The organism is Asticcacaulis sp. SL142, from assembly GCF_026625745.1.
Lineage (GTDB): Bacteria > Pseudomonadota > Alphaproteobacteria > Caulobacterales > Caulobacteraceae > Asticcacaulis.
In genome coordinates this window covers 3659231-3671811 of record NZ_CP113061.1, presented here as the reverse complement: position 1 = coordinate 3671811, position 12581 = coordinate 3659231, and the positions used below count along the sequence as shown (strand labels likewise).

Annotated in this window: 5 protein-coding genes; all 5 read left to right on the top strand. The window is 58.2% G+C overall.

The window, feature by feature from the left end; translation table 11 throughout:
* The first annotated feature begins 270 nt into the window (after nt 1-270).
* The 5 genes from OVA03_RS16755 (at nt 271) to OVA03_RS16735 (ending at nt 12481) form a co-directional block, all read left to right on the top strand.
* Entirely contained in the window at nt 271-2544 is a 2274-nt protein-coding gene (locus tag OVA03_RS16755) for a hypothetical protein (RefSeq protein WP_267526166.1), read from the top strand.
* Nucleotides 2545-2583: 39 nt separating this feature from the next.
* On the top strand, nt 2584-5952 hold the full coding sequence (locus tag OVA03_RS16750) for a DUF4450 domain-containing protein (RefSeq protein ID WP_267526165.1): 3369 nt from the start codon (nt 2584-2586) through the stop codon (nt 5950-5952).
* Nucleotides 5953-6299: 347 nt separating this feature from the next.
* Nucleotides 6300-7595, top strand: coding sequence for a pectate lyase (pelA, locus tag OVA03_RS16745; protein WP_267526164.1), 1296 nt, complete (start codon nt 6300-6302; stop codon nt 7593-7595).
* Nucleotides 7596-7606: 11 nt separating this feature from the next.
* Nucleotides 7607-9028 (top strand): glycoside hydrolase family 28 protein, encoded by a 1422-nt coding sequence (locus OVA03_RS16740; RefSeq protein WP_267526163.1) that lies wholly within the window; start codon nt 7607-7609, stop codon nt 9026-9028.
* 96 nt (nt 9029-9124) lie between these two features.
* The gene (locus tag OVA03_RS16735; RefSeq protein ID WP_267526162.1) at nt 9125-12481 is read left to right on the top strand and encodes a TonB-dependent receptor; all 3357 of its coding nucleotides are present in this window, start codon (nt 9125-9127) and stop codon (nt 12479-12481) included.
* Nucleotides 12482-12581 lie beyond the last annotated feature (100 nt).

The window sequence follows — 12581 nt, the reverse complement described above, 5'->3', positions numbered from 1 at the left end:
GATAGGCATTTTATATTTAAAAACTCACCACGCGATCATTTTCAGGCAAAAATTCACAGCCGATAACGCTAAATTTGATCCATTCCGATCAGTTTCGAGCCACATCTGATCGTTTTTAGCCTTGATGCGGCTTTTGCCTTACCTTACTAATTTTAGAAACCTCCGTCCGGCATACCGGAACGGATATCCACATAATGATACAAAATATAAAAATGTGAGACCAGCCCGTAAGGTAATTGGTCTCCGCGAGGCAACAAAAAGGACCCAACCGTGCCGAATCTTTCGCGCCGACACCTGATGATGACCGCTGCCGCCGCGGCAAGCGCCTCTCTGCTCAGCCCGCCCGCCCACGCTGCCCGCGCAGGCCGGATAGATCGCGAACGTCTGGTCCGGCGCCATAATCCGGTTTTGACGACAATCGATCCTCATGCCCCCCTGATGCTGGGCAACGGCAATATCGGCTTTACCGCCGACATCACCGGCCTTCAGACCTTCACCGAACCCTATAGTAAAATCGCGCCCCTGCTGACCGAAGCCCAATGGGCCTGGCATAGCTTTCCCAATCCAAACGGCTACACCGTCGCTGACACTCAAGTCCCGATCGAGGTGAACGGCCACACCCGCCGCTATGGCTATATTAAGGACTGGGCCGACGCGGCGACCAATCCGGCCATAGCCTACATCCGCGAAAACCCGCACCGCTTTTCTCTGGGGCGGGTGTCGCTCGACCTGCGCGCCAGGGACGGCACGCCTGCAAAATTCGCGGATATAAAAGACACGCATCAGACGCTGGATATGTGGACCGGCACCCTGACCAGCCGGTTTATATACGATGGCGAGGCCGTCACAGTTGTGACCCGCGTCTTGGCCGATCAGGATGCGATCATGGCCGAGGTGACCTCCGCTCTGGTGGCGCAGGACCGATTGGGTGTGACCGTGCGCTTTCCCGGCGTATCAAAATCCCTCAATCCCGATCCGTCAGACTGGACAAACCCTGATGGCCACAGCACGACTGAAGTTTCGCGCAAGGCTGGCGATATCCGCCTGAAACGCCAGATTGATGACACGGTCTATTACAGCCGCATCCATGCCCCCGGTGCGTCCGTCGAAAAAGCTGAAGCCCACACCTATCGCGCCACCTCAAAAGCCAAAACCCTGACGGTCACGGCGGCGTTTGCCAATACCCCTGCCCTCGACCTGCCCAGCCCAGCGGACGCGAAAACGGCGGCGGAGCGTCACTGGCGCGACTATTGGTCAAACGGCGGCATGGTCGAGCTGGCGGGCAGCCCCGATCCGCGCGCGACCGAACTGGAACGCCGGATTATCCTGTCGCAATATCTGATGGCCGTGAATGCTGCAGGGGCCTTCCCGCCGCAGGAAGAAGGGCTGTTTTCCAATAGCTGGAACGGCAAGTCGCACCTTGAGATGCATCCGTGGCATTCGGCACATTTTGCCCTGTGGGGTCGACCGCAGTTGCTGGAGAAAAGCCTCGGCTGGTATACCACCTTCCTGCCCAAGGCCCGCGTCCGCGCCGACGAACAGGGTGTCAAGGGCGCGTGGTGGCCCAAGATGATCGGCCCTGATGGTGCCGACAGCCCCTCAAAAGTCTCTCCCTTCATCCTGTGGCAGCAGCCGCACCCGATCTATATGTCGGAATTGCTTTATCGTGCTGGCGGCGATCAACGAGTCCTGAAAACCTATGGCCAACTGGTCGAGGACAGCGCCGATCTGCTGGCCTCGATCATGGTACTGGATACCGCATCCGGTCGCTATCGCCTCGGCCCGCCGGTTATTCCGGTACAGGAAAACTTCCCGCCGCTGACCACTTTTAATCCGATGTTTGAACTGGCCTATTTCCGCTGGGGGATCGAGACCGCCCAAAGCTGGCGCGAACGAACGGGTCAGCCGCGCCGCGCCGACTGGGACGCGGTTCTGGCCAAATGGCCGGACCTGCCGCAAAAGGACGGGCTTTACCTGCCGGTCGGCTCAGAACCCGGTTTCTGGGATAAGGCGGCAGATACCTGCAAAAGCAATGCGATTGCCGAGACCTGCCAGAACCGCGACCACATGTCGTTCCTGATGCCGCTCGGCTGGCTGCCCGGACGCGATGTCGATAAACCGGTGATGCGTAATACACTCGACCGGATGAAGCGTGACTGGGATCTGCGTCAGACCTGGGGCTGGGACTATCCGATGATGGCCATGACCGCCACACGGTTGGGCGCGCCGGATGAGGCCATCGACTGGCTGTTTTTCGACGCCAAAAACAATAAATTTGGCACAAGCGGCATGACCCCGCGCGTCCATCTGGATGCCCATGCCGCCGCGTTCGTGCCGACCGCGACGGGTGCGGGTGTGCAGGCCGACGCGGGCCTTGACGGGCATGGCTATCAGCGGGCGGCGGAAACCTATTTCCCGTCAAATGGTGGGTTGTTGCTGGCGATTGCCCTGATGGCCGGTGGCTGGGACGACCAGACCGGCCACGCCCCCGGCTTCCCCAAGGACTGGAAGGTCAAGGTCGAAGGTATCCGACCTTCGCTTTAACCGCATCAAGTATAAAAAAACTCCAGAGGAAATGCCAAAATGCCCCGTAACCTGCGATCGACTGCCGCCCTGTGGTGCCTGCTGCTGGCCACACCGGCCTTAAGCTACAGCCCGCAGGTTTTGGCTCAGTCGGCCGTGCCGTCGGCCACGCGCGGCCTGACGCCGAACCTTGAGGGACAACTGGCAACGCCGATGCGCTACCGGCCAGAGGGCGGCGATTTCATTATTCGCAATGGCGCGGAATATTTCAACCGCGCCCTTTACGGCGGCCACACGGCCTTTCGGGTTGATGCGGGTGATAAGCCGGAGTTTTCGCTTTATCTGCCCGGCCGTGGCGGCAATGTCCGCTTAGGCGTACGCACATCGGCGGGGGTGAAGTGGTTCAGTGATGCGGCAGAGATCGAGACCCGCTACCGCCCCGGTGAGATGCTTTATACTATCCGTGACCCGCTGCTAGGGCCAAATGGCCGGATCGAGCTTGAGGTCATCGCCTATCATTCGGTTGAAGGCCTATCGGTGCGCGCGACCGGTCACACCCTGCCCAAGGGGGCGGAACTGGTGTTCGCGTTTGGCGGCGGTAACGGTGTACGCGGCAAACGCGACGGCGATATCGGGACTGAAAATGTGCCGATCAGCGAGTATTTCCAGTTCAAGCCGGAGGTCGCCGCCGATACCCGCTACGGATTGATGAAGCAGGGCTTTACCGCCGATGGCAAAAACTCAGGGTTAACCGGCACGGTCTCCGCCCCCGTCACGATCAGGCTGGCCGATGCGCAAATGTGGGCTGATCCGGCGGCTTTATTAGCATCCTCCGCCGAGGCCCCCACAAAGGTCGTGATCGGTCACCTCAAACTGACCGACAAACCGGTGTTCTTGACGGTGCAGGTCACCCGCAAAGGGGCCGCGCCTGAACTGGGCGATTACCGCGATGTCACCGCCGGCAATACCGGCACCGGCCCCAACACCGTCACCACCATTGCCCCCTACGCGGCCAAAGACCTCGCCGCCCAGTTCGATCTGACCCGCCGCCATTTTGAGACCTTGCGTAATCGCGTGCGTACCGAAACCCCCGATCCGCATCTTGATGCCGCTATGGGCGCGCTCAATGTCGCCGCCGATGCCCTGTGGGATGTCAATGACGCTGGCGGCGGCATTACCCACGGCGCAATCGCCTGGCGGGCGCGACTGCTGGGCTGGCGCGGCCCTTATGCGCTCGATGCCCTGGGCTGGCACGACCGGGCGCGGGAAAACCTGAACCTGTGGACGCGCAAGCAGAACATCAAGCTCATCCCCGATCATGTGGCTCCCGCCGAAGAGGCCACCAATCTGGCCCGCAATCCGGTTGGGCTGCATACCAATGGCGACCTGTCCAACACCCACTATGATATGAACATCGGCTTTTTCGACGCCATGTTCCGCCATATCCTGTGGACCGGCGATCTGGACTATGCCCGCGAAGTCTGGCCTGCGTTAGAGCGCCATCTGGCGTGGGAGCAGCGCCTATTCCGCCGTGAGTTCGGCCCCGATAAGCTGCCGCTCTATGAAGCCTATGCCGCCATCTGGGCGTCGGATGATGTGCAATATAGCGGCGGCGGGGTCGCCTACACGACCGCCTATAACCTCTATCATAACCGCATGGTCGCCCGCCTCGCCCGCCTGATCGGTAAAGACCCCGCCCCTTATGAGGCCGAGGCCGCCCTAATCGCCAAGGCCATGAAAACCCACCTGTGGATGGAAGATCGCGGCGCGTTTGGCGAATATAAAGACTATCTGGGTGGACAAATGCTCCACCCCAGCTATGGCGTATGGAGCTTTTATCACACCATGGACTCCGGCGTGCCTGATGCCTTTGAGGCGGCCCGCATGGCCGCCGATATTGAACGCAGCTTCAAGCCCCTGCCGGTGACCGGCGAAAATGTCCCGAACGACCGCCCCTACCGGATGCTGCCCAGCACCGACTGGATGCCCTATAGCTGGTCGATCAACAATGTCGTCATGGGTGAAAACCTACATACCGCGCTGGGGCTGTGGCAGGCGGGACGATCCGATACGGCCTATGAAATCACCCGCGGCGGCATTTTGGCCAGCTTCTTTATGGGCATCGCCCCCGGCAATGTCGGCAGCCTGAACTACCTCGATGTCTACCGCCGTGAAAGCCAGCGCGACTTTGCCGATGGCGCCGGTGTGATGTCGCGCACCGTGGTTGAAGGCCTGTTTGGCGTCAAGCCCGATGCCTTAAGCCACACATTGACGCTCACCCCCGGCTTTCCGGCCGAATGGGATCATGCCCGCCTGACCCACCCGAACCTGACGTTCGGGTTTAAGCGCGAAGGACAGATTGAGACGTGGCAGGTCAGCCAGACCGGCAAAACCTTTGAACGCACAGTCCTAGATATCCCTGCCCGTCAGGATGGTGTGGAAGCCGTCACCGTCAACGGTCAGCCGGTAAAGTGGACGGCCCTCAAAAGCGTCGGCGCACCGAAACTGCGCATCGAAGCGCCATTGTCAGCCGCCGCCGAAATTCGCATCGTCTGGGCCGGTCAGGCGATTGATGCCGCGAAAACCACGACCGTGGCTGCCACCGCGCCGTTCAGCCAGAAGCGTCAGGGCGCGTTTGAATGGTACGCGCTCGATGCTACGCCCACTCTACCCGCCACCTGTCCGGTCAATGCACCGGTCTGGGCCAGCGGCACGGCTGCGGTTGAGCCGATCGATATCAGCGCGGCCTTTAACGATAAGGTTACGGCGATCTTCGCACCGGGTAAGTACCGCTCACCACGCTCGCCTTTCGTGTCGCTTGCCATGCCCGCCCAAGGCATTGGAGCCTGGGCCGGTCACGTCAATGCCACCGCCACTATTGATGATAAGGCCTTACGCGCCTCCGGCGGGCAGATCACGCCGATCAAAGGGTTAAACTTCAAAACCCCGGCAGGCGATACCAACAACATCGCCTTTGCCTCCCTGTGGGACAACTACCCCGATGAGATCAGCGTCAAGCTGTCCGGCAAGGCGAAACGCGCCTATCTGCTGATGGCCGGATCGACCAACCACATGCAAAGCCGCATCACCAATGGTGAGGTCATCGTCACCTATACCGACGGGACCACCGCAAATCTGGAACTGCGCAACCCCGACAATTGGTGGCCGATCGAGCGCGACTACTTCATCGACGACTATCAGTTCCGCCTGTGCGGTGAAGCCCCCGTCCGGGTCGATCTGAAAACCGGTAAGGTCTGGGTGCCAGGGCCGGAGTCAAAAGGCCGGAAGGACCGTGAAAAAATCGACGGTGGCGCGGCCAATGTGCTGGCGCTCGATCTCGATCCGTCGAAAACCCTCAAAAGCTTGAGTGTGCGCGCCGTCGCCAATGAGGTGGTCATCGGCCTGATGGGCGTCAGTCTGGAACACTGACCTTAATGCGCTTCATTATCAATATGAAGTTTCAATTATCGGAACGATATTTGCGTCTGTGCGGCTAAGACGGCACCTCTGACGCCTCAGAAAACCGCGCAGCGTCCCGTTAAGCGGCACCTTAAGGCAAAGTCAGTACAGACTCTGCGACGTCACTAAGAAGCATATTTAATCATACAAATACTCGAATTAAGGCCTTTTTATTTCAAATAAATTGGCATGAAACGAGTTACCATTCACTAATAAAAACATTTGCAAAAAATCCGTCGAAATCGAGCATTTTCGTTTACAGCCGCTCAGACCTAACGTATCGTTTTTGAAATAATAATCCGATAATAGGGACGGAAATGAAACTGGGTAGATGGTCGGGCGCAATCCCGGTAATCGGAATGGTGTTTGCAGCGCACGCCACGGCGGCGGTCATCGGGGTCAATACCCCGGCGACTGAGGTCAGTGTGACACGCCTGAGTGAGGTGGCTGAGGCGGATCGCGCGGCGTGGAGCGCCTATATTCTGAGGTCCGAGCAGCAGATGACCTTTGACCGCGCCACCTTGGCCGCAGAGCTTCAACCCGGCGAGGCCGCCCCGCCCCCACCTACCGCGGGCAGCGGCAAGATGGTGCTGAATAAGGACGCAGCGTGGTATGCCACGGCTGAGGCGCGCGCGATAGCCGATACGATCGTCAGCTTTCAAACCCCGTCCGGCGGCTGGAGCAAGAATCAGGATCGCACCAAACCGCCGCGTCTCAAAGGCCAGCGCTATAGTAATAATGCCGAGACCATGACGGTCGGCACCGGCAGCTTTGATGAACCGCGCGACCAGTTCTGGACCTTTGTCGGCACGCTCGATAACGACGCCACCACCACCGAAATGCGCTTTTTGGGCAAGGTTCAGGCGCAGTTACCGGGTGCCGAGGGTGACGCCTACCGCGCCAGCATCATTAAGGGCGTGACCTACCTGCTGATGGCCCAGTACCCCAATGGCGGCTGGCCGCAGAACTATCCGCTGGAGGGAGGCTTCCATGACGGCATCACCTTTAATGACAATGCGGTGGCCAAGGCCGCTGATATTTTAGAAGACGTCGCCGAAGGCCATGCCGATTTCGCTTTTGTGCCTGCGGAACTGCGCCAGAAGGCTGGAGCCGCCAGCGCGCGCGCCGTCAAGATCATTCTGGACTCGCAGGTGGTTGTGAACGGCAAAAAGACCGTCTGGCCGCAGCAGGTCGATGCTCTGACTTTAAAGCCCATCTCGGCCCGCAACTATGAGCCACGCTCGCTGGCCAGCGCCGAAAGCAGCGATGTTCTGCTGTTCCTGATGCGCCAATCCAACCCCTCACCCCAACTCAAAGCGGCGGTCCATACCGGCGTTCAATGGCTCAAAGATCATGCGGTTTACGACGTGGCCTTTACCTCGGTCAGTCCCGAAGAAGGCCGTAAGCTGATCGCCAAGCCCGGTGCTGGGCCGATCTGGTCGCGCAATTACGACATCAGGACGGGTAAGCCGATCTTCGGCGACTGGAGTAAGTTCATCCATAACGATGTCAATGAAATCTCCAAGGGCCGCCGCAACGGCTATTCCTGGTACGGCAACAGCCCGCAAAAGGCCATTGACGCCTATCTGGCATGGAAGGCTGCGAACCCGTAATGGCCCCTTTCGTGCGACGCCTTTTCCTGAAAATGACCTGCGCTACGGTGGCGGCGACGGGCTTTGGCTTGGGCGTGCCAGCACTTGCCGCCGATGCCGACGACATCGCCATTGACGCTCCGAAGGACCTGACCGACGCGGTTATCCACGCATCAGCCTACGGTGCTAAAGGTGACGGCATCACCAATGATACCGCCGCCCTGCAACGGGCCATTGACGCCACAGCCGCGGTTCATGGCACTCTGGTGCTCAAACCCGGCACCTATCTGACCGGATCTTTGTTCCTGAAATCCGGCATGGCGCTTCGTCTTGATAAGGGCGTGACCCTGATGGGTGAGCAGGATATCGCGGGCTATCCGGATATGCCGACGCGCATCGCGGGGATTGAGCTGTCGTGGCCGTCGGCCCTGCTCAATGTCTACGGCCAAAGCGATGTCAAAATCTATGGTGAAGGCACGATCGACGGCAATGGCAAGGTGTTCTGGGAGCGCTTCAATTCGATCCGCTATGATTACGAAGCCCGTGGCCTGCGCTGGGCGGCCGATTATGACGCCAAGCGCCCGCGCCTGATCCAGATCTATAATTCCAGTCGCGTCGAACTGGGCGGCGGCCTGATGCTGACCCGCTCCGGTTTCTGGACGGTGCAGGTCGTCTATTCCAACAATGTCAAAGTCTCTGGCATTACGGTACGCAACAACGTTGATGGCAAGGGCCCGTCGACCGACGGCGTCGACATCGATTCCTCCCATACGGTCTTGGTCGAAAATGCCGATATCGACGCCAATGACGACGCCCTGTGCCTTAAGGCCGGACGCGACGCCGATGGCTTGAGGGTCAACCGCCCGACCGAGAATGTCGTCATCCGCAACTCAACCGTGCGCACCGCCTATGCCGGAATCACGTTTGGGTCGGAAACCTCCGGCGGCATCCGCAATGTACGGGTTTACGGCCTTAAGGTCGTCGGGCCAGTGCGTTACGGCATACTGTTTAAATCGGCCGCCACGCGCGGCGGCAGGGCCTCAGACATCCATATCCGCGACATCGACGTGAGTGAGGCCGAAACCGGCATTCGCATCAACCTCAACTGGTTTCCGGCCTATTCCTACGCCAAGATTCCGGACGACCTGACCGATTACCCGTCCTACTGGACAACCCTGACCACGCAGGTGCCCAAGGATAAGGGCCTGCCGCAGGTCCACGACATCCACATCAGCCGCGTCAGAGCGCGCGGGCTGAAAACCGCCATCGAGCTTGAGGCCTATCCGGACGCACCGCTTTCGGACATCCACCTTGAGGACATCGATATCGAAGCCGCTCAGTTCGGCGTCATTCGCCACGCCCGCAACGTGCATGTCGCCCGCAGCCGGATCGTGGCCCAAAACGGGGGGAAGATCATTCTGGAGAATACCGAAAATATAACCGGTCTGACCTAAAGGCCATTAGCCCATAACCGCGCTACATAAAATGACACCGGTAGCGCGACGATTGAACCACCAAAAAACCATCACCAAAAAAAGGGGTAGGAAACCATGAAACACAAGGAATTTAAATATTTGCTGGGCGCTTCGGCGCTGGCGATGTCGATAGCGCTGGCGGGAACCGTCCAGGCACAGGACGCTGCGACGACGGCACCGGAAGCCACCACCACGGACGATGTGCAGGAAGTTATCGTCGTCGGCGCCCGTAGAGCTGAACAATCGGCCATCAATCGTAAAAAACGCGCCGCCACCACTCAGGATTCGATCGTCGCTGATGACGTCGGCAACTTCCCGGACAAGAACGTCGGTGAAGCCATCGCCCGCATCGCCGGTGTGGCCCTCGACGTCACCGATTCCGGCGATACCGGCGGCTTTACGATCCGCGGTCAGGCCGCCGATCTTATCCGCATCGAAGTTGACGGCATGTCCATGTTGCCAACCGACTCGCAAAACGGTCGTTCGGTCACCGGACTGGGCGATATGTCGTCCGATCTGATCAAGAGCGTGGACGTCATCAAGGGTCAGACCGCTGACATGCGTTCCGGCGGCGTCGGCGGCACGGTCAAGATCGAGCAGCGTAACGGTCTGGATTTCGCCAAGCCGCTGTATAAGTTAAATGTTCAGTATCAAAAGAATACGCTGGATGGTCACTGGTCGCCGCGCATCAACACTATTTTCACGCGCAAGTTCCTTGATGGTCGTCTGGGGGTTTTGTTCAACGCCACCTATGACGATGCCCGCACCTCAACCGATTTCAACAGCGTGTCGGACAAGCAGGTTGGCTACCAACCCTTTGGCGATCACGACAATTCGCCGGAAAAATCCTTTACCACACCATATGACCCGGTAGCCGCAGCCGTCACGACCAAGGCCGGTTGTGCGGCCCTGCCCACCACTGGTATCAACAGCCGTCTGAACTGCTATGCGCAATGGGAAGACTTTACGCCGTCCCTGCCACGTATGCGTCGTGAAAACCGCCGCGATACCCGCACCTCGTTCCAGTTGCGTGCGGACTACCGTGTAAACGACGACCTGACCATTTTTGCCTCATATAACCCGAATATTCGCAAGCAGGATTTTCAGGCCTATAACCTGCAAATCATAGCCCCGACCGGATCGACCAACGCCTCCGGCATATTGTCCACCAATATGCGTAACGTCGTGGTCAATGAAAACCACTACGTCACGCAGTACGACCTGATCAGAGGTAACGGCGTTACTACCTTGAACTACGACAGCCAGGTTCGTGACATTCAGCGCACCAATGAGCAGCACTATTCCCAGGTCGGTGCCGATTTCAAACGCGATCAGTGGGTCGCGAAAGCCCGTATCCAATACGGTTTTGCCAAGGGTGAACGCGAAGACGATGCCTTTAAGATCATCGCCTCCATTCCTCAGGCGCGCTTCTATATGATCCCGGAAAATGGCCTTTGGACCTTCGAGGTGCCTAACTTCGATCTGAACAACCCCGCGTCATACTACCCAACCGCCCCTGACAACCGTTCAACAGGCTTGGGCGGCGTGCGTCCCGGCGTCTTCCAAAACCCCGGCACAACGGCACGTCTTGAGTACACACCTCAGGCAGATAAGAACAAAGAGTGGAACTATCAGATGGATGTGACGCGTAGCTTCGATAATTTCGGGCCGCTGAAATCCATTAAGTTCGGTGGCTCTCATACCAATCGTGAGAACCAGACATGGCGTGAAGGTGGCTTCCTGATTGCGCCGGGTGTCACCCTGTCTCGCGCCAGAAGCCTTGACTATGTCAAGTTCTGCGACCCGACCGTCACCAATGCCAACTGTCAGTTCGGTTCCACCACCATCAATACGATCAGCACCAGTCAGGATCGACTGGAAAAGGAACATATGCTGACGCGAGCTCAGTATGAAGAGTTGATCAACAACAGCCTGATCACCTTGCCCGGCGCCAACTATTTCAACGGTATGCCCGATCGCGGCAGCCTGATAGATTCCTGGAAAGCGTTTGATTTCGATGATTTCTATGGCACTCTGAGCAAGTATGCTGATCTCAGCGCGCACAATCTTGATTGCCTGTATGAATGTATCGCTTCGGACGGCAAGACCTATACGCGCCCCAGCTACTCGACCACAGAACTGACCACGTCAGCCTACCTAATGGGTGACTTTGAAACCCGCCTGTTTGGTATGGATGTCATGGGTAACCTCGGCGTCCGCTATCAGAAGATCAAGGTTGAGGCGGCCCCTTCGGTTAACTTCCAGACAACCACGCTTGATCCCGTGGACATTGCCGCGATCCGTGCCGGTGCTGTGGGTGTCGACCCGACGGTCACCACACTGGTCTCACGCCGGACAACGGAAATTTCCCGCGAATCCGAAGACTTCCTGCCGAGCTTCAACCTGGCGATCTGGCCGATCGAAGATCAACTGGTTATCCGCTATGCGAGCGCAAAACAACGCGCCCGGCCCAGCATGACCCAGCTTACCGGCACATCGGCATCCACCTGTAACTTCATCAGCGCCGCCGACCAGGCGACCCTGGAAGAACTGGGCGTAGCCTTCCCCGGCTACTGGAATGATGCCGATGCTGACGTTGAGAGCGAACCTGTCAGCGAAAAGAGATGCTCAGGCCGTATCGGCAACCCGGAGCTTAAAGGCTATGAAGCCACCACTCAAAACCTGTCGCTGGAATGGTATCCGAACCGCGATACCCAGGTAAGCGTTGGAACCTACTCTATCGACGTCAAAACCGGACGGCCTGATGATGATGTTGTGCTTCCGGAATATGAACTGGAAGGCAACACCTATATCGCCCCCACCTATCGGGATGGCGATGGCGGTCTGAAACAAACCGGCTTCGAAGTCGCCGCCCGTACCGCCTTTACGTTCCTGCCCAGCTTCCTGAGATATACAGGCGGTGGATTCAACTACTCGACCACAGAAGACAACGCCAGCTACACGGCCGTCGATCCGCTGACCGGCAAGCCTTTGCCTCCGATCAATCAATCAAGCTACTACTACAATATCAACTTCTGGTATGATGACGGCCGTATCAACGCCCGTATCGCCTATCAGGAACGGGACTTCTACTATAACCGTATCGACGCTTCCGAAGGTACAAACCGTGTGCCTACCGAAGCGGTTCAAAACGCTATCGGCATAGACCTGCCACCCGCCGGCGGTGCCACCAGTTACTTCAAGACGGTTACCCCCGTCTATAAGAACGGCTCAAAGTCTCTGGATGGCCGCGCCTCTTATAAGGTCAATAAGAACCTTGAGTTCTTCATCGAAGGCAAGAACCTGCTGGATGATACCGTCACCCGTTATGCGCCGGACGAACTGCGTGACATTGGCGGAGGTACCCCATACGTCTTCGATACTCTGTACTCCGGTCGCCGTTACTATGTGGGTGTAACCACGACCTTCTGATTTTAACGGATACTCTCCTGGCCCTGTCCGGCCCTGATTCGTTGGGGCCGGACCTTTTTTCCTTAAGGTCAGCGTTAAAATCGATCTGTTTATAGCTTAA